An 18,150-nucleotide genomic window follows, 5' to 3' on the forward strand; every position below is an offset into this window, starting at 1 on the left:
AGCCAACCCGCTCAGGAGCCGCTGCGGAAGCTCAGGAGCCGATGCGGAACGTCTCCCCGTACACGCGCCACACGAGCGGGGTGGTCAGATCCATGTTGCCGCCGCGCAGGAACACCCGCTGGGCGGTGTCGATCCGGGACGAGTCCCTGGTCTGCTCGGTCTTCTGCTGCTTGATCACGGCCCGGCCGGCGTCGAGGAAGGCGTTCAGATACGCCTTCTCGTCGCCGCCCTCCGCGGCCGTGTCGGCCACCTTCATCGCCGCCTCGCGGATGCCGTAGAAGCCCTGCGGGCCGATGCCCGGGCCGTGGAGCACCATCGCGTCGTAGTAGATGAACTGGCCGAGGGTGGACAGGCCGTCCATCTTGGCGAGCCGCACCGCCGGGTCGAAGTAGATGCGGTCCCGGATCTCGTCCTGCGCCGCGCGGAACGCGGGGTCCTTCGCGGTCTTCGCCCAGGCCGCCTCGAACGGCTCGCCGAGCCCCTCGTGCGAGTCGGTGCCGTCGACCGCGCGCAGGGCGGGGAGGTAGCGGGCGAGCGGGTTGTCCGGGTGCTTCTTCGTGAAGTACTCGACGAGCTGGAGCATGTCGTTCGTACCCGAGCAGAAGCCGACGATCCCGGCCGTGTAGCCGTTGCCGTCGCCGATGTCCTCGATGGCGCCGTACTGGCCGCGCCAGTCGAGCGTCGAGTTCTCGGCGCTCGCCACCAGCCGGGCGGCGATCTCGTTCTTGGCCGGGTCCGCGAGGCCGGGCGGCATCGCGTCGATGCGCTTCTCCAGTTCCCGCTGCTGCTCCGGCGTGCCGGACTTGAGCGGGTCGGGCGCCGTCGGCGTGGTGCTGATGCGCAGACTCGGGTCGTCCTTGGGACGTTGCGCCTCGCCGTCCGCGCCGAACAGGACGGATACGGCCACGGCTATCGGGGCGCCGATCAGGACGATACGGGTCAGGGGCTTCACGCGGGACAGCGTACGGTGCCGCCGTCACGCCCCAGAAGCCCCCTGCCCTGCCGTCGGGCCGGCGCCCCCGGCCGGTGTTACTGCGCCGCTGCGCGGGCCGCCATCCGGGCCTTGCGCGCGGCGAGCTTCTCGTCGAACTTGAGCGCCTCGGCGTCCAGCCCGCCCATGTAGAGGCCGAGCTCGTCCTGCGCCTGCTGGCCCTCGGGCCCGAGACCGTCGATCTCCATGACCTTCAGGTAGCGCAGCACCGGCTGCAGCACGTCGTCGTGGTGGATGCGCATGTTGTAGATCTCGCCGATCGCCATCTGCGCGGCGGCCCGCTCGAAGCCCGGCATCCCGTGTCCCGGCATCCGGAAGTTGACGACGACGTCGCGCACGGCCTGCATCGTCAGGTCGGGGGCGAGCTCGAAGGCCGCGCCCAGCAGATTGCGGTAGAAGACCATGTGGAGGTTCTCGTCGGTCGCGATGCGCGCCAGCATCCGGTCGCAGACGGGGTCACCCGACTGGTGGCCGGTGTTGCGGTGCGACACGCGCGTCGCGAGCTCCTGGAAGGCGACGTACGCGACGGAGTGCAGCATCGAGTGGCGGTTGTCCGACTCGAAGCCCTCCGCCATGTGGGCCATCCGGAACTGCTCCAGCTTGTCCGGGTCGACGGCGCGCGAGGTGAGCAGGTAGTCGCGCATCACGATGCCGTGCCGGCCCTCCTCCGCGGTCCAGCGGTGCACCCAGGTGCCCCAGGCGCCGTCGCGGCCGAAGAGGGAGGCGATCTCGTGGTGGTAGCTCGGGAGGTTGTCCTCCGTGAGCAGGTTCACCACCAGCGCGATCTTGCCGATGTCGGTGACCTTGGACTGGCTGGGCTCCCAGGCCTCGCCGTCGTCGAAGATTCCGGGGAAGTTGCGGCCGTCGGAGAAGGGAACGTACTCGTGCGGCATCCAGTCCTTGGCGACCTTCAGATGGCGGTTGAGTTCCTTCTCCACCACCTCTTCCAGCGCGAACAGCAGCCGGGCGTCTGTCCACGCTTCCGAACTGCCGAGGTGGGGAGAGGTGATCGTCACGGGGGCTCCTGGGGGACGGGAGAGTTACCTACGTACTCGTAGGTTACGAAACCGTAGGTTAAACACGCCATAAGGCCCCGGCCAAGCCCGGATCTGCGATGTCCCGTTACGCACCGCTATGGGGGCTGCTCGGGCGGGTACGGGGAGAGCCATCTCACGGACCGGACGCCGGCGGCGGCGGGGCCCGGTCGCCCCCGCCGCCGCTTCCGTCCTCATTCCACCCGGAAAGCCCCCTCCCGCAGCTCCTCCGCCGACACGTCCCGCAGCCCGCCGTCGAGCAGCAGCCGGCGGGTGATGCCGATCGAGTCCAGGAACACCGGGTCGTGGCTGGCGACGATCAGTGCCCCCTCGTACGACTCCAGCGCCGCCGTCAGACTGCGCACGCTCGCCATGTCGAGATTGTTCGTCGGCTCGTCCAGCATGAGGAGCTGCGGAGCCGGCTCGGCGAGCAGCAGCGCCGCTAGCGCCGCGCGGAACCGCTCGCCGCCCGACAGCGTCCCGGCCGGCTGGTCGGCGAGCGCGCCACGGAACAGGAAGCGCGCGAGCCGTGCCCTGATCCGGTTGTTCGTGGCGTCGGGCGCGAAGCGGGCCACGTTCTCCACCACGCTCAGTTCGTCGTCCAGCAGGTCCAGGCGCTGCGGCAGGAATCGCAGCGGCACCTCGGCCACCGCCTCGCCCGCCACCGGCTCCAGCTCGCCCGCGATCGTGCGCAGCAGCGTCGTCTTGCCCGCGCCGTTGCGTCCCACGAGCGCGATCCGCTCCGGGCCGCGCACCTCCAACTCGCCCCGCACCTCGGCCCCGTACCGCAGCCGCAGCTCCCGCAGACGCAGCACCCCGCGCCCGGGGTGCACCAGGGTGCTGGGCAGCTCGATCCGGATCTCGTCGTCGTCGCGTACGGCCTCCACCGCCTCGTCGAGGCGCTCCTTCGCCTCCGCGAGCTTCTCCGTGTGCATGATGCGGTGCTTGCCGGCCGACTCCTGGGCCGAGCGCTTGCGCGCGTTCATCACGATCTTCGGCTCGCGCTTGGTGTCGTACATCTTCTGGCCGTACCGCTTGCGGCGGGCCAACTTGACGTGCGCCTCGGAGAGCTCGCGCTTCTGCCGCTGTACGTCGGCCTCCGCGGCGCGCACCATTCGCTCCGCGGCCTCCTGTTCGACGGCAAGGGCCTGCTCGTAGGCCGAGTAGTTGCCGCCGTACCAGCTGACCTCGCCGTCCCGCAGGTCGGCGATCTGGTCGACCCGCTCCAGGAGCCGGCGGTCGTGGCTGACCACGACCAGCACCCCGGACCAGCGCTCCACCGCGTCGTAGAGGCGCCGGCGGGCGAACAGGTCGAGGTTGTTCGTCGGCTCGTCTAGCAGCAGCACGTCCGGCCGGGCCAGCAGCAGCGCGGCCAGCCGCAGCAGGACGCCCTCGCCGCCGGAGACCTCGCCGATGGTGCGATCGAGGCCGATGTGCCCGAGGCCGAGCTGGTCCAGCGTGGCGTGCGCGCGCTCCTCGACGTCCCAGTCGTCGCCGACCGCGGCGAAGTGCTCCTCCGCCGGGTCGCCCGCCTCGATGGCGTGCAGCGCCGCCCGGGTGCCCGCGATGCCGAGCACCTCGTCCACGCGCAGGCCGGTGTCCAGGACGACGTTCTGCGGCAGATGGCCGACCTCGCCCATGGTGCGGACCGTTCCGCCAGAGGGCGTGGCGGCGCCGGCGATCAGCTTCAACAGGGTCGATTTCCCCGACCCGTTGAGACCGATGAGACCGGTGCGGCCGGGCCCGATCGCGAGATGGAAGTCCTCGAACACGACGGTGCCGTCGGGCCAGGCGAAATCGAGGGCGGAGCAGGTGACGAAGGTGGGGGAAGTAGACACAAGGGCCTCCCGGTTGCTTGGTGCGGAACGGGCAACGGGTGGAGACACCGGGGCGGGGCGACGGACGCCGGGAGGAGAGGTCCCGGTCGCGGGGTGGACGGCACGAGTCGCCGAGGTCGCACACGCGGCGCAAGGGCAGGAAGCCGTGCCGCACGGTGTCTCAAGACCTCAGACGAGCAACGTCCTACTCCGATCGACGACGACAGAACCGTGGAACACGCTAGGAGCGGGCCGGATCGCCGTCAACGGATTAATTTCCGCCGACGCCCCCGTCCGCCCCGGGGTCACCACCCCGAGCGCCGGCGTCGCACTCTTCGTCAACGCGGGCATCGACGCGTATCCGGCCGGAACCGTTGCCGTGCGCGACCGGCTGGAGGAGATGCTGAAGCGGGCCGCCGCCTGTGTCGCGGCCGGCGCCGATGGCGTCTTCGTACCCGGCGTGACCGACCCGTGCGCGCAGGGCGTCGGCGCCCCCGCTCGACGTCATGGCCCCGGTGCGCCCGCCCGGGTGCGCCCGCCCCGGGCGGCGCCACGGGAACCGCGGTCAGGAGGCGTCGCGCAGCAGCTCCGTCAGGTCCTCCTCCAGGCCCAGGTACAGGTGCTCGCAGCCGGTAGGGACCAACTCCTGCACCCGGTCGAGGAAACGCCGCAGCTCATCGGTGCGGATGTGCACCATGGCCATGCCCTCCGGCGCGTGGAACTCCAGCACCGTCCGGTCGTAGCCGTACGGCCGCACCCGGACGTCACCGAGACCGGCCGGCTCGTGGACGCCCTCCGCCAGCAGCTCCCGCGAGAACGCCCAGGACACGTCCGTGCCCTCCAGGGTCGCCGGGCCGGGAAAGTCGATCCGCACGGCGAACGGGTCCAGCGGGTCGTAGTGCAGGGTCGCCGGTACGGACTCCATCTGGGGTGCGGAGGCGACGAGTCGGGCCTGAACGGCCTGCTCGATGACGGTGGACAAGGGCCCGCTCCTTCGATTGCGGCTCGCCGGGACCTGTGGCGCGGATTCTGCTGACACCAAAGAAGACGTCGGAACGAGTGGTTCCGTGCACCTCCGTGAAGCGTGACATGTGTCACCGCCCGCGCCGGTGGCCCGTATCGGACCCTCCACGCACCCTGGACGGTCCGTCGGCCGCTGGGCTAGCTTCCAGCGCCATGACGTCCAAGGGGAAGACGAGAAGAGCGGTGTCCGTGGGGCTGTGCGCGGCTGCCGTGGCGGCCGTGCTGGCCGGGCCGGCGCACGCGGCGCCGGCCGCGGACCGGCCGGCGGGCACCCACTGGAGCCTGAAGGACACCGGGACGGACGTGCGGCTGCGCGGGCTGGCGCCGGTCAGCCGGAGCACCGCGTGGGTCGCGGGCTCCAAGGGGACCGTGCTGCGCACGGACGACGGCGGCCGTGACTGGCTCGACGTCTCGCCGCCCGGCGCCGAGGGGCTGGAGTTCCGTGACATCGAGGCGTTCGACGCCCGGCGGGCCGTGGTCCTGGCCATCGGCGAGGGGGAGGCGTCCCGGGTGCTGCGCACCGAGGACGGCGGGGCGACCTGGACGGAGTCGTTCCGCAACACCGATCCGCGCGCGTTCTACGACTGCGTGACGTTCTTCGACAGCCGTCACGGGCTGGCCATGAGCGATCCGGTGGACGGCAAGTACCGCATCCTGTCGACCGACGACGGCGGCCGTTCGTGGCGGGTGCTGCCCGACGCCGGGATGCCGCCCGCGCTGCCCGGTGAGGCGGGCTTCGCGGCGAGCGGCCAGTGCCTCGTCAGCGCCGGGCCCAAGGACGTGTGGCTGGCCACCGGCGGTGGCGCGACGGCCCGGGTCCTGCACTCCGCCGACCGGGGGCTGAACTGGACCGTCACCGAGTCCACGATCCCGGCCGGCGACCCGGCCCGCGGCGTCTTCGCGCTGGCGTTCCGCGACCGGCGGCACGGACTCGCGGTCGGCGGCGACTACCGCCGCGACCAGCCCTCGCCGCAGGCCGCCGCCGTCACACGGGACGGCGGCCGCACCTGGGGCCAGGCGAAGAACCCGCCGGGCGCGTACCGCTCGGGTGTGGCCTGGCTGCCGCACAGCCGGTCCGCCGCGCTCGCCGTCGGGCCCACCGGGACGGACCTGACGACCGACGGCGGCCGCACCTGGCGCACGGTCGACACGGGCTCGTTCGACACCGTCGACTGCACCGCGGACTTCGGCTGCTGGGCGTCGGGGGAGAAGGGCCGGGTCGCACGCCTGGAGTTCTGACCCGGCAGCCCGGCAGCCCGGCAGCCGGGCCGTCAGGGCCTCAGGAGGGCTGCTGCCGGTACGGAGCCAGCTCCGGGGCGGTCTTGGTCGCGACGAACTCCGTGATCCGGTACGCGCACACCCCGCCGACGACGAAGGGGTCGGTCGCCGCGAGCTTCTCGATCCGCGCGCGATCGTCCCCGACGGCCAGCACGATCCCGCCGTCGCGCGGCTTCTTGCGGCCGGACGCGATGACGACGCCCTCCTCGTACAGCCCGTCCAGCCAGGCCACATGGGCTTCCAGCAGCGGTTCGACGCGCTCGAGCGGCGCGGTGTAGGTCAGCTCCATCACGAACATGATCGCCACGCTACCGGGTGTCCCGCCGCACACCCGCTCCTGGGCCGGCCGCCGCCGGCGGGTCATAGGGTGGGCGGCATCATGAAGATCGTCGAAGCGCCCGCCGGCTGGCCCGTGAACGAAGAAGAGGCCCTGGCCGTCCAGGACGAACTGCGCGCCCGCGTCGTCCTGGACGAGCCGGGCCCGCCCGTCGGCGCCGGCCGGGTGACCGGTGTCGACGTGGCGTACGACGACGAGCGCGACGTCGTCGCGGCGGCGGCGGTCGTGCTGGACGCGGCGACGCTGGCCGTGGTCGAAGAGGCCACGGCGATCGGCCGGATCACCTTCCCGTACGTGCCCGGGCTGCTCGCGTTCCGCGAGATCCCGACGGTGCTGGCCGCGCTCGGGTCGCTCACGTCGGACCCCGGCCTGGTCGTCTGCGACGGCTACGGCCGGGCGCATCCCCGGCGTTTCGGGCTGGCCAGCCATCTGGGGGTGCTGACCGGGCTGCCGGCGATCGGCGTCGCCAAGAACCCGTTCGTCTTCACCTACGGCGAACTGGGCCCGGAGCGGGGTGACTTCGCCGCGCTGGTCGCCGACGACGGGGAAGAGGTCGGCCGGGCGCTGCGTACCCAGCGGGGTGTGAAGCCGGTGTTCGTCTCGGCCGGGCACAGGGTCACGCTCGACGCGGCGTGCGCGCACACGCTGCGGCTCGCCCCCGAGTTCCGGGTCCCGGAGACGACGCGGCGGGCCGACGCCCTGTGCCGCAGGGCGCTTCGGGAGGCGACGGGCGGGTGAGGGGTCCGGCCCTGGGGTGAGGCCCCGTCGCAGTGACGGGGCCTCACTTCCTTCCGCAGGCTTTCGCTCAGGCGGCCTTGCCGCTGTCGACCGCCGCGGAGTACCCGAAGGCCTTGACGGCCTGGTAGTACGTCCACGCCGTGGAGTTGCACGAGGAGCGGGTCCAGCCGGAGTAGCGGTTGCACACCCGCTTCAGGTCCTCGTAGAACGCCGAGTCGAGTCTGGACTTGTTGGCGTCGAAGCGGCCGACGGCCTTGTAGTTGCGGTATCCGAAGTCATGGCGTGCGCATGACATCCTAAAAGGGAAGCCGAACGGGTTGTCCGGCGACGTGGAGCAGTAGTCCGTGGACCAGTTGAAGCCGTAGGCGCTCCACGCGCCCTGGTTGGCCCGGGCGGCGGCCCAGGCGTTGTAGCTGGATGCGCTGGTCTGGGTCCAGGAGCTGAGCACCTGGAGCTTGTCGGCGGGGGCGGCGGAGGCGGAGCCGGCGGGGAGCAGCGCGGCGGGCAGTGCGAGTGCGGCGGAGACGAGCGGCAGGGCGAAACGGCGACGCATGCAGAAACCTCCATGTGAGGAACGGGGGTTGGTGCGCGCCACGTGGCCTGTCCACGGGCAGCTCCAGAGTCCCGCTATACGCGCGTCCTGCACAGTCTTTGCGTCACATGCAACGGATGAAATCTTGGTGTCACCGAGCCGTGAACCCACCGCTCGCCGGACAAGACGGAGCACACAGGACACAGGGCGGGACGTCCGCGCATGGGTGTGCCCCGCCCGTACGCACGTACGGGCGGGGCACGGTCGGTCGTCAGCGGGTGTGCGCCACCCGGAAGCGCAGGCCCGCCCGCTGAAGCCGCGTCAGCAGCGCGTCGCCCATCGCGACGGCCGGCGTCACCTGTCCGGAGGTCCGCGGCAGCGTGTCGCCGGCGAGGCACATCGCCGACTCCGCGAGGATCTTCGCCGTCTCGTCGTAGCCGGGGTCGCCGCCCGTCACCTCGGTGAAGACCCGGCGGCCGCCGCCCTCGCCGACGAAGCGGACGGAGAACCAGCTCTCCGCGCGGCGCTTCGCGCTGGGGCCGTCGCCCGGCGCGTAACGGTCCATCAGCCACCGCCTGGCGGCCGGGAATTGGGCGAGCGCGAAGCCCACGCCGAGTGCGGCCGGGCCGCCGAGGGCCATCGGCAGGGTCCGGACCGCCGCGTAGTGCCGGTAGCGGAAGTCGGGGCCGTAGCGTTCGAGCGCGCGGGCCGAACGGGCCACGACCTGCGGGTCGATCGTCGGCAGTGGCAGCGCCCACGCCCCGGTCTCGGGGCTGAAGCGGGGCCCGGCGAACGGCGCCCGGGCGCGGCGGCCGACCAGGCGCGGCTCGTGCAGCCGGCGTTCCCGCGCGGCGCGCAGCGTCTGCCGCCCGCGGCCCATCGCGGTGAGCGCGGAGGCCATCGTCCCGCCGGAGAACATCGCGTTGGAGCGGACGAAGCCGTCGACCGCGAGCGGCACGCCCTCGGGCAGCTGCCCGACCGTGAAGTACACGCCCAGGTCGTGCGGCACCGAGTCGAACCCGCACGCGTGCACGAGCCGCGCTCCCGTCTCCCGGGCGCGTGCGTCGTGCCGCACGTACATCTCGTCCACGAACTCGGGCTCGCCGGTCAGGTCGACGTAGTCCGTGCCCGCCTCCGCGCACGCGGCGACCAGGCCCTCGCCGTACCAGACGTACGGGCCGACCGTCGTGGCCACGACCCGCGCGGACCCGGCGAGCTCCCGGAGCGATCCGTGGTCCGAGGCGTCGGCCTCGATCAGCGGCAGGGCGGCGTACGCGGGGTCGATGACCGCGAGCTGCTCCCGCAGGCGCTCGAGCTTGTCGCGGCTGCGCCCGGCGAGGGCCCACCGGAGGTCCCCGGGCGCGTGGTGCGCAAGATATTCGGCGGTGAGCACGCCGACGAATCCGGTCGCCCCGAAGAGCACGATGTCGTACGGGCGCTCTGCGCGGTCCGTCGCGTTCTGGCTGTCCACTGGCTCCTCCGCCGTCTGGCCGTCGGCGGATGAGGGCCGGCGGCCCTGCCCCACGCCGATGTCGGTGGCTGAGGCTAGCGCGCCATCCGGCCCGGCAGAAGATCCGTTTCCCATCGGTGACCCGCCGGGGCCGTACGGCGAATCACCGCGTGTCGCTCGCGGCTAAGCGCTTGCTCTGCCGAAACCCTTGTGCGGCTCGGGAAGCATTCTTATCATCACTGGTGTTACATCAGTTGTGTCACATAGATGCTGGGGTGCTGGATGACGGCGACAGGGAACGGCCCGCTGGCAGGGGTGCGCGTGGTGGAGCTGGCCGGCATCGGGCCCGGGCCGTTCGCCGCGATGCTCCTCGGCGACCTCGGGGCCGATGTCGTGCGCGTCGACCGTCCCGGCGGCGCCGGGCTCGCCATCGACCCGGCGTACGACCTCACCAACCGCAACAAGCGCTCGGTGCTGATCGATCTCAAGTCCGCGGACGGGCCAGGTCAGGTCCTCGACCTGGCCGAGCGCGCGGACGTGCTCATCGAGGGATACCGGCCCGGCGTCGCGGAGCGCCTCGGTGTGGGCCCCGACGCCTGCCTCGCCCGCAACCCGCGCCTGGTCTACGGCCGGATGACCGGCTGGGGGCAGGAGGGGCCGCTGGCGGAGCGGGCCGGCCACGACATCGCGTACATCGCCCTCACCGGCACCCTCTCCATGATCGGCAAGGCCGACGAGCCGCCCGTCGTCCCCGCCAACCTCGTCGGCGACTACGCGGGCGGATCGCTCTACCTGGTCATCGGCGTGCTCGCGGCGCTCCAGCACGCCCGCACGGAAGGCGGCGCCGGCCAGGTCGTCGACGCCGCCATCGTCGACGGCGCCGCCCACCTCGCCACGATGATCCACGGCATGATGGCCGCCGGCGGCTGGCAGGACCGCCGCGGCGCCAACCTCCTCGACGGCGGCTGCCCCTTCTACGGCACCTACGAGACGTCCGACGGCCACGCCATGGCCGTCGGCGCGCTGGAGCAGCAGTTCTACGACGAGTTCGTCGAGCGGCTCGGCATCAAGGACGACATCCCCGCCCGCAAGGACTTCGCCCGCTGGGACGAGCTGCGCCAGGCGGTCGCCGACCGGTTCAGGACCCGGACGCGCGCCGAGTGGACGGCCGTCTTCGAAGGCTCCGACGCCTGCGTGGCGCCCGTGCTCTCGCTGCGCGAGGCCCCCGCCCATCCGCACCTCGCCGCCCGCGGCACCTTCACCGACCACAGCGGCATCACGCAGCCCGCGCCGGCGCCCCGCTTCTCCGTCACCCCCGGGGCCGTGACCCGTGGGCCCGCACTGCCCGGAGCGGACACCGCGGAGGTCGCCCGCGACTGGGACGTACCCGGCATCCAGCCCCAGGAGGACCGTTGAAGCGCCAGATCTTCGCCGCCGAGCACGAGGCGTTCCGTGAGACCGTCCGCACCTTCCTCGCCAAGGAGGTGCAGCCCCACTACGAGCAGTGGGAGAAGGACGGCATCGTCAGCCGCGAGGTCTGGCTGGCGGCGGGCCGCCAGGGCCTGCTCGGCCTCGCCGTGCCGGAGGAGTACGGGGGCGGCGGGAACGACGACTTCCGGTACGCGGCCGTGCTGCACGAGGAGTTCACCCGGGCCGGCGCGCCGGGCCTCGCCATCGGCCTGCACAACGACATCATCGGGCCCTACCTGACCTCGCTCGCCACCGACGAGCAGAAGCGGCGCTGGCTGCCCGGCTTCTGCAGCGGCGAGACCATCACGGCCATCGCCATGACCGAGCCGGGCGCGGGCTCCGACCTCCAGGGCATCCGCACCACGGCGGAGGACCGCGGCGACCACTGGCTGCTGAACGGCTCCAAGACCTTCATCTCCAACGGCATCCTCGCCGACCTGGTCGTGGTCGTCGCGAAGACGACCCCGGAGGGCGGCGCGCACGGCCTGTCGCTGCTCGTCGTCGAGCGCGGCGCGGAAGGCTTCGAGCGCGGGCGCAACCTCGACAAGATCGGCCAGAAGTCCCAGGACACCGCCGAGCTGTTCTTCCACGACGTCCGCGTCCCCAAGGAGAACCTGCTCGGCGAACTGAACGGCGCCTTCGTCCACCTGATGACCAATCTGGCGCAGGAGCGGATGGCCATAGCCGTGGCCGGCATCGCCGCCGCCGAACACCTGCTGGAGATCACCACCGAGTACGTGAAGGAGCGGGAGGCGTTCGGCAGGCCGCTCGCGAAGCTCCAGCACGTCCGCTTCGAGATCGCCGAGCTCGCGACCGAGTGCGCCGTCACCCGCGCCTTCCTCGACCGCTGCATCGAGGACCACGCCAAGGGCGAACTGGACGCCGTCCACGCCTCGATGGCCAAGTGGTGGGCCACCGAACTCCAGAAGCGCGCCGCCGACCGCTGCCTCCAGCTCCACGGCGGGTACGGCTACATGAACGAGTACCGCGTCGCCCGTGCCTTCACCGACGGACGCGTCCAGACCATCTACGGCGGCACGACCGAGATCATGAAAGAGATCATCGGCCGCTCCCTGCTCGGCTAAACCTCCCGAAAGGCTGACAAGGTGACCACCGAAGCGTACGTGTACGACGCGATCCGCACCCCCCGCGGACGCGGCAAGGCGAACGGAGCCCTGCACGGCACCAAGCCGATCGACCTCGTCGTCGGACTGATCCACGAGATCCAGGCCCGCTTCCCCGGCCTGGACCCGGCCGAGATCGACGACATCGTCCTCGGCGTCGTCGGCCCGGTCGGCGACCAGGGCTCCGACATCGCCCGGATCGCGGCCATCGCCGCCGGTCTGCCCGACACCGTCGCCGGAGTGCAGGAGAACCGCTTCTGCGCCTCGGGCCTCGAAGCGGTCAACCTGGCCGCCATGAAGATCCGTTCGGGCTGGGAGGAACTCGTCCTCGCCGGTGGCGTCGAGTCGATGTCCCGCGTGCCGATGGCCTCCGACGGCGGCGCCTGGTTCGCGGATCCGATGACCAACTACGAGACCAACTTCGTCCCCCAGGGCATCGGCGCCGACCTGATCGCCACCCTCGGCGGCTGGTCCCGGCGCGACGTGGACGAGTACGCGGCGCTGTCCCAGGAGCGGGCGGCAGAGGCGTGGAAGGACGGGCGCTTCGAGCGCTCCGTCGTCCCCGTCCGCGACCGCAACGGCCTGGTCGTCCTCGACCACGACGAGCACATGCGGCCCGGCACCACCGCCGACTCCCTCGCCGCCCTCAAGCCCTCGTTCGCCGGCATCGGCGACCTCGGCGGCTTCGACGCCGTCGCCCTGCAGAAGTACCACTGGGTCGAGAAGATCGACCACGTCCACCACGCGGGCAACTCCTCCGGCATCGTGGACGGCGCGGCCCTCGTCGCCATCGGCTCCAAGGAGGCCGGTGAGCGGAACGGCCTGACCCCGCGCGCCCGGATCGTCTCCGCCGCCGTCTCCGGCTCCGAGCCGACCATCATGCTCACCGGCCCCGCGCCCGCCACCCGCAAGGCACTGGCCAAGGCCGGGCTGACCATCGACGACATCGACCTGGTCGAGATCAACGAGGCCTTCGCCGGCGTCGTCCTGCGCTTCGTCCAGGACATGGGGCTGTCGCTGGACAAGGTCAACGTCAACGGCGGCGCGATCGCCATGGGCCACCCGCTGGGCGCGACCGGGGCGATGATCCTCGGCACCCTCATGGACGAACTCGAACGCCGGGACAAGCGGTACGGCCTCGCCACCCTGTGCGTGGGCGGCGGCATGGGCGTCGCCACCGTCGTAGAGCGCCTCTGACCCCCGTCCTCTTCCTGCCTTACGGAGTAGCCACCACCATGAGCGAGCCCACCACCATCCGCTGGGAACAGGACGAGACCGGCGTCGTCACCCTCGTCCTCGACGACCCGAACCAGTCCGCCAACACCATGAACCAGGCCTTCAAGGCCTCGATCGCGGCCGTCGCCGACCGCGTGGAGGCCGAGCAGGACTCCATCCGCGGCATCATCTTCACCTCCGCCAAGAAGACCTTCTTCGCGGGCGGCGACCTCAAGGACATGATCAAGGCCGGACCCGACGACGCGCAGTTCGTCTTCGAGGCGGGCATGGGCATCAAGCGCGCCCTGCGCCGGATCGAGACCACCGGCAAGCCCGTCGTCGCCGCCATCAACGGCGCGGCCCTCGGCGGCGGTTACGAGATCGCCCTCGCCTGCCACCACCGCGTCGCCCTCGACGCGCCCGGCTCCAAGATCGGCCTCCCCGAGGTCACCCTCGGCCTCCTCCCGGCCGGCGGCGGCGTCACCCGCTCCGTACGGCTCATGGGCATCGCGGACGCGCTGCTCAAGCTGCTGCTCCAGGGCACCCAGTACAGCCCGGCGCGGGCGCTGGAGAACGGCCTCATCCACGAAGTGGCCGCCACCGAGGAGGAGATGATCGCGAAGGCCCGCGCCTTCATCGACGCCAACCCGGAGTCCCGGCAGCCCTGGGACGTCAAGGGCTACAAGATCCCCGGGGGCACCCCGTCGAACCCCAAGTTCGCCGCCAACCTGCCCGCGTTCCCCGCGAACCTGCGCAAGCAGACCGCCGGCGCCCCCTACCCGGCGCCGCGCAACATCCTCGCGGCCGCCGTCGAGGGCTCCCAGGTCGACTTCGAGACCGCGCAGGTCATCGAGGCGCGCTACTTCACCGAGCTGGTCACCGGCGCGATCGCGAAGAACATGATGCAGGCGTTCTTCTTCGACCTCCAGGCCGTCAACGCCGGCCGCAGCCGCCCCCAGGGCGTCGAGCCGCGGCCCGTGCGCAAGGTCGCCGTCCTCGGCGCCGGCATGATGGGCGCCGGCATCGCGTACTCCTGCGCCCGCGCCGGGATGGACGTCGTCCTCAAGGACGTCACCGCCGAGTCCGCCGCCAAGGGCAAGGGCTACTCGGAGAAGCTGTGCGCCAAGGCCGTGTCCCGGGGCCGCACCACCCAGGAGAAGGCCGACGCCCTGCTCGCCCGGATCACGCCGACCGCCGACGCCGCCGACCTCGCGGGCTGCGACGCCGTGATCGAGGCCGTCTTCGAGGACACCGCGCTCAAGCACAAGGTGTTCCAGGAGATCCAGGACGTCGTGGAGCCCGACGCGCTCCTGTGCTCCAACACCTCCACCCTCCCCATCACCGTCCTCGCCGAGGGCGTCTCGCGGCCGGACGACTTCGTCGGACTGCACTTCTTCTCCCCGGTCGACAAGATGCCGCTGGTGGAGATCATCAAGGGCGAGCGCACCGGCGACGAGGCGCTGGCCCGCGCCTTCGACCTGGTCCGGCAGATCAACAAGACGCCGATCGTCGTCAACGACTCCCGCGGCTTCTTCACCTCCCGTGTCATCGGCCAGTTCATCAACGAGGGCGTCGCGATGGTCGGTGAGGGCGTCGACCCCGTCTCCGTCGAACAGGCGGCCGCGCAGGCCGGATACCCGGCGAAGGTGCTGTCCCTGATGGACGAGCTGACCCTCACCCTGCCGCGGAAGATCCGCAACGAGACGAAGCGCGCGGTCGAGGAGGCCGGCGGCACCTGGGCCGGCCATCCCTCGGACTCGGTGATCGACCGGATGGTCGACGAGTTCGGCCGCCCCGGCCGCAGCGGCGGCGCGGGCTTCTACGACTACGACGAGGACGGCAAGCGCCTCGGCCTGTGGCCGGGACTGCGGGAGCACTTCACCCGCGAGGGGGCCGACGTCCCGTTCGAGGACATGAAGGAGCGGATGCTCTTCTCCGAGGCCCTGGACACCGTCCGCTGCCTCGAGGAGGACGTCCTCACCTCGGTCGCCGACGCCAACATCGGCTCCATCATGGGCATCGGCTTCCCGGCCTGGACCGGCGGCGCCCTGCAGTACATCAACGGCTACGAGGGCGGCCCGGCCGGCTTCCTGGCTCGCGCCCGCGAACTGGCCGAGCGCTACGGCGAGCGCTTCCAGCCGCCCGCGCTGCTGGTCGAGAAGGCGGAGCGGGGCGAGGTCTTCACCGACGCGTGACGCGCCGCGACGCCTGACGCAGGACCGCCACGACGGCGGCAGTCACCGGCCACGCCGGTAGCTGCCGCCGTCCCTCGTCCGGCTCAGCAGCCCGGCCACCACCAGATGGCGGCGCAGCGCCGCGCAGTCGTCGTGCACGGAGCGCAGCGCGTCGTTGACCTCCCGCTCGGTGTAGTCGCGGCCCTGGTCGAACAGCGTCTCGGCCAGGTGCACGAGCAGCTGCTCGCGACGGGCCGGCCTGCGGGGGATCGCGGTCAGCCGCCCCTGGGCGTGGACGCCGCGCGCGGAGCTGGTTGCCTGATCGGACATGACCGGTACCCTCGCGCACCACCATGGCCCGGGCAACGCATTTACATCCCCCACGCCCCCACGCCCCCACGTCCGCTACGACTCCTACGCCTCCCGGCCGCTCTCCGGCGGACTCCCGTCCTGCTCCTTCGTGAACGCGGCCCGCAGCTCCTCCCGCAGCGACCGCTGGAACGCCGTCACCAGGGCCTGGATCACCATCGGCTGCATATGGGCGGAGAGCGACTTCATGGCCTTGACATGGTCGGGGTCCGACTCGCGTTCCCGGTAGGGGCCCCAGACCTCGTCACGGAAGAGCCGGCTCAGATCCTCGGCCGCGGCCCGCGCGTGCTCCAGCAGCACCGTGCGGGACGCGAGGATCGTCTCGTGCGCGATCGGCACGTCCAGCAGCTCCACGCCGAGCCGCAGCAGCCCGCAGTCCAGCCGGTACGCGTCCGCGCCGGCCCGGTCCAGGACGCCCATCGCGGCCAGCCGGCCGACATCCTGCTCCGACAGCGCCCGGCCCGCCCGCCGCTCCAGCTCCTCCCGGCCGACCTCCTCCGCCGACTCCGGGGCCCACGAGGCCACCAGCGCCCGGTGGATCGCCAGATCCTGCGCGCTCAGGTCCGCCGGCAGCTGCCCGAGATAGCGCTCGATCGCGGCGAGCGTCATCCCCTGGCGCTGCAACTCCTCGATCAGTGCCAGCCGCGAGACGTGCTCGCTCCCGTAGTGCCCGACCCGGCGGGGCCCGATGACGGGCGGCGGCAGCAGACCGCGGGTGCTGTAGAACCGGATGGTGCGCACGGTGACCCCGGCGCGTGCGGCCAGTTCGTCGACGGTGAGCGTCGGCTCCTCGGTCTCGGTCGCCATGACCCTCCTTCTGCTGGTCCACTCCAGTGCAACAGTATTGCTGTCTCACCAGTGTTGTGAAAGGCATGGGGCGATCGAGGTCCGATGTCAGTGGCGGATCGTACGGTGGTGCCATGTCCGAGATCAGGTATGTCCGGGGGGACGCCACCGCGCCGCAGGCCAAAGGCGTCAAGCTGATCGTCCATGTGTGCAACGACCTCGGCGGCTGGGGCAAGGGCTTCGTCCTCGCCCTGTCCCGCCGCTGGCCGGAGCCCGAGGCGGCCTATCGCCGCTGGCACCGCGGCCGCGCGGGCAACGACTTCGGGCTGGGCGCGGCGCAGTTCGTCCAGGTCGGCCCGTATCTGTGGGTGGCCAACCTGGTGGGCCAGCGCGGCATACGGACCGGCAGCAAGGGGGTGCCGGTGCGGTACGAGGCGATCGACAGGGCCCTGGCGGCGGTGGGGGACAAGGCCGTCGAGCTGGGCGCCTCCGTCCATATGCCGCGGATCGGCTGCGGTCTCGCAGGCGGCACCTGGTCGCGGATCGAACCGCTGATAACCGCCCGGCTGACGGCCCGCTCAATACCGGTCACGGTCTACGACCACGGGGACTGACCCGGCCCGCGCCGGACACGCCGAGGGCGTGCCCGGGGGAGTGGGCACGCCCTGGTGTGCGGAGCCGGGGTCAGTAGACGGCGACGCCGTAGGCGGCGAGGGCCTCCTTGACCGGCTGGTGGAGGGCGGAGCCGTTGGCGCCCTCGCAGCTGGCGCTGCCGGAGTGGATGCCGAGCGCCGTGGAGCCGGCGAAGTGGGCGCCGCCGCTGTCGCCGCCCGCGGAGCAGGCCGTGGTGCGGACCAGGCCGTGGACCGGGCCGTCCCCGTAGTTGACGGTGACGTCCACCGCGGTCACCGTGCCGCTGGTGAGCCGGGTCGTGGAGCCGCTCTTGCGGAGGGACTGGCCGACGATCGCGTCGGCCGCCGCGGTGATGTCCTGGTGGGTGCCGTTGTAGAGGTTGACGTTGCCCGCCGGCTGGGAGCCGTCGGTGTAGCGGACGATGCCGTAGTCGTTGGTGGGGAAGCTGGTGCCCGTGCGGGTGCCGATCGCCGGGCCGCCGGAGGTGGCGGACCAGCTGCTCGCGGCGTTGGTGCAGTGACCGGCCGTCAGGAAGTAGCGGGCGGCGCCGTCGGAGACGTTGAAGGCGGCCGAGCAGCGGTAGCCGCCGCCGTAGATTGCGTCGCCGCCCGTCACCTCCTTCTTGAACGCGCCGGGGACGCGCTTGATGACGACGGCGTCGCCGAGCCGCGCGGCGACGCTCCGCAGCTTGGCCATCGAGGCCGCGGAGACGGTGCTGTCGGCCTCGACGGCGACCTTGTTGGCCGACGGGTCGATGCCCCACGACGTGCCGGTGATCCTCGCCTTGGACTCCAGGGTGTCCATGGCGGCCCGCAGCTGGGCCATGCTGTGGCTCACGAGCTCGGCGCGGGCGCCGGTGGCCCGTACCTCCTCGGCGGCCTCGGCGTCGGTGACGGTGACGACGAGTTCGCCGCTCTGGGCGTCGAGGTACGAACCGGCGCTGCGGTCACCGAGTTCGCGTTCGAGCGTGGTGTGCAGGGAGTACTGGGCGGGCGACGCGGCGACGCCCGGGCTCGGGTTGCCGCCGCCACCGGCGTCCGCGCCGGCGGTGTCGGCCGCGCCGGCCGTGGGGGAGCCGAGTGCGACGGTGGTCAGGGCCAGCAGAGCGGGAAGGCAGATGCGCGCGCGGAGCGTGCGTCTCATGGGGGCTTCTCCTTCGTACGAGTCCGTGTGGGGGAT

At 72.0% G+C, this 18,150-nt stretch carries 17 protein-coding genes and 1 pseudogene; 8 read left to right on the plus strand and 10 right to left on the minus strand.

From position 1 onward, the window contains the following. Nucleotides 1-31 precede the first annotated feature (31 nt). From ACWD01_RS23105 to ACWD01_RS23115, 3 genes are all read right to left on the minus strand, one after another. On the minus strand, nucleotides 32-943 hold the full coding sequence (locus tag ACWD01_RS23105) for a chitosanase (protein WP_451164706.1): 912 nt from the start codon (nucleotides 941-943) through the stop codon (nucleotides 32-34). A gap of 86 nt (nucleotides 944-1,029) precedes the next feature. After that, nucleotides 1,030-2,007: an acyl-ACP desaturase gene (locus ACWD01_RS23110; protein ID WP_451164674.1), complete on the minus strand. Its 978-nt coding sequence runs from the start codon at nucleotides 2,005-2,007 to the stop codon at nucleotides 1,030-1,032. Between the two features lie 212 nt (nucleotides 2,008-2,219). Next, nucleotides 2,220-3,863 (minus strand): ABC-F family ATP-binding cassette domain-containing protein, encoded by a 1,644-nt coding sequence (locus tag ACWD01_RS23115; protein WP_451164675.1) that lies wholly within the window; start codon nucleotides 3,861-3,863, stop codon nucleotides 2,220-2,222. On the opposite strand from ACWD01_RS23115, the pseudogene ACWD01_RS23120 reads away from it, so the two are divergent. Continuing rightward, nucleotides 3,748-4,302, plus strand: a pseudogene (locus ACWD01_RS23120) (hypothetical protein); the annotation flags it as partial. The gene ACWD01_RS23115 and the pseudogene ACWD01_RS23120 sit on opposite strands and share 116 nt — an antisense overlap. Before the next feature lie 105 nt (nucleotides 4,303-4,407). Here ACWD01_RS23120 and ACWD01_RS23125 read toward each other — a convergent pair. Further along, complete coding sequence (locus ACWD01_RS23125; protein ID WP_451164676.1) at nucleotides 4,408-4,824, minus strand: SsgA family sporulation/cell division regulator; 417 nt, start codon at nucleotides 4,822-4,824, stop codon at nucleotides 4,408-4,410. 194 nt (nucleotides 4,825-5,018) lie between these two features. Between ACWD01_RS23125 and ACWD01_RS23130 the strand changes: the two genes are divergently transcribed. Further along, nucleotides 5,019-6,104, plus strand: coding sequence for a WD40/YVTN/BNR-like repeat-containing protein (locus ACWD01_RS23130; RefSeq protein ID WP_451164677.1), 1,086 nt, complete (start codon nucleotides 5,019-5,021; stop codon nucleotides 6,102-6,104). 40 nt (nucleotides 6,105-6,144) lie between these two features. Here the strand turns inward: ACWD01_RS23130 and ACWD01_RS23135 are convergent, their stop codons facing one another. Then, nucleotides 6,145-6,441 (minus strand): YciI family protein, encoded by a 297-nt coding sequence (locus tag ACWD01_RS23135; protein WP_451164678.1) that lies wholly within the window; start codon nucleotides 6,439-6,441, stop codon nucleotides 6,145-6,147. 81 nt (nucleotides 6,442-6,522) lie between these two features. Between ACWD01_RS23135 and ACWD01_RS23140 the strand changes: the two genes are divergently transcribed. Continuing rightward, the gene (locus tag ACWD01_RS23140) at nucleotides 6,523-7,218 is read left to right on the plus strand and encodes an endonuclease V (protein WP_451164679.1); all 696 of its coding nucleotides are present in this window, start codon (nucleotides 6,523-6,525) and stop codon (nucleotides 7,216-7,218) included. A 67-nt stretch (nucleotides 7,219-7,285) separates the two neighbouring features. On the opposite strand, the gene ACWD01_RS23145 is transcribed toward ACWD01_RS23140, so the two are convergent. Both ACWD01_RS23145 and ACWD01_RS23150 read right to left on the minus strand, forming a co-directional pair. Next, complete coding sequence (locus ACWD01_RS23145) at nucleotides 7,286-7,771, minus strand: phospholipase (RefSeq protein ID WP_451164680.1); 486 nt, start codon at nucleotides 7,769-7,771, stop codon at nucleotides 7,286-7,288. A 250-nt stretch (nucleotides 7,772-8,021) separates the two neighbouring features. Next, nucleotides 8,022-9,221 carry a saccharopine dehydrogenase family protein gene (locus ACWD01_RS23150; RefSeq protein ID WP_451164681.1) on the minus strand — a complete coding sequence of 400 codons (1,200 nt, stop codon included), beginning with the start codon at nucleotides 9,219-9,221 and terminating at the stop codon, nucleotides 8,022-8,024. Between the two features lie 261 nt (nucleotides 9,222-9,482). On the opposite strand from ACWD01_RS23150, the gene ACWD01_RS23155 reads away from it, so the two are divergent. From ACWD01_RS23155 to ACWD01_RS23170, 4 genes are read left to right on the plus strand one after another with little or no spacing between them, the layout of a single operon-like run. Beyond that, nucleotides 9,483-10,616 carry a CaiB/BaiF CoA transferase family protein gene (locus ACWD01_RS23155; RefSeq protein WP_451164682.1) on the plus strand — a complete coding sequence of 378 codons (1,134 nt, stop codon included), beginning with the start codon at nucleotides 9,483-9,485 and terminating at the stop codon, nucleotides 10,614-10,616. Continuing rightward, nucleotides 10,613-11,755, plus strand: coding sequence for an acyl-CoA dehydrogenase family protein (locus ACWD01_RS23160; RefSeq protein WP_451164683.1), 1,143 nt, complete (start codon nucleotides 10,613-10,615; stop codon nucleotides 11,753-11,755). Before ACWD01_RS23155 ends, ACWD01_RS23160 begins: the two co-directional genes overlap by 4 nt. 21 nt (nucleotides 11,756-11,776) lie before the next feature. Beyond that, nucleotides 11,777-12,991, plus strand: a complete 1,215-nt coding sequence (locus ACWD01_RS23165) for an acetyl-CoA C-acetyltransferase (RefSeq protein WP_451164684.1) — start codon at nucleotides 11,777-11,779, stop codon at nucleotides 12,989-12,991. A gap of 38 nt (nucleotides 12,992-13,029) precedes the next feature. Then, nucleotides 13,030-15,204, plus strand: a complete 2,175-nt coding sequence (locus ACWD01_RS23170) for a 3-hydroxyacyl-CoA dehydrogenase NAD-binding domain-containing protein (RefSeq protein ID WP_451164685.1) — start codon at nucleotides 13,030-13,032, stop codon at nucleotides 15,202-15,204. Nucleotides 15,205-15,246: 42 nt separating this feature from the next. On the opposite strand, the gene ACWD01_RS23175 is transcribed toward ACWD01_RS23170, so the two are convergent. Together ACWD01_RS23175 and ACWD01_RS23180 are read right to left on the minus strand one after the other, a co-directional pair. Beyond that, nucleotides 15,247-15,513, minus strand: a complete 267-nt coding sequence (locus tag ACWD01_RS23175; protein WP_451164686.1) for a DUF2087 domain-containing protein — start codon at nucleotides 15,511-15,513, stop codon at nucleotides 15,247-15,249. A gap of 84 nt (nucleotides 15,514-15,597) precedes the next feature. Then, nucleotides 15,598-16,359 (minus strand): MerR family transcriptional regulator, encoded by a 762-nt coding sequence (locus ACWD01_RS23180; RefSeq protein ID WP_451164687.1) that lies wholly within the window; start codon nucleotides 16,357-16,359, stop codon nucleotides 15,598-15,600. Nucleotides 16,360-16,472: 113 nt separating this feature from the next. Here ACWD01_RS23180 and ACWD01_RS23185 point away from each other — a divergent pair, with 113 nt between their 5' ends. Next, nucleotides 16,473-16,952 carry a macro domain-containing protein gene (locus tag ACWD01_RS23185; protein WP_451164688.1) on the plus strand — a complete coding sequence of 160 codons (480 nt, stop codon included), beginning with the start codon at nucleotides 16,473-16,475 and terminating at the stop codon, nucleotides 16,950-16,952. Nucleotides 16,953-17,022: 70 nt separating this feature from the next. Here the strand turns inward: ACWD01_RS23185 and ACWD01_RS23190 are convergent, their stop codons facing one another. Continuing rightward, on the minus strand, nucleotides 17,023-18,114 hold the full coding sequence (locus ACWD01_RS23190) for a S1 family peptidase (protein ID WP_451164689.1): 1,092 nt from the start codon (nucleotides 18,112-18,114) through the stop codon (nucleotides 17,023-17,025). Nucleotides 18,115-18,150: the final 36 nt, after the last annotated feature.

The organism is Streptomyces sp. NPDC002835, assembly GCF_053591995.1.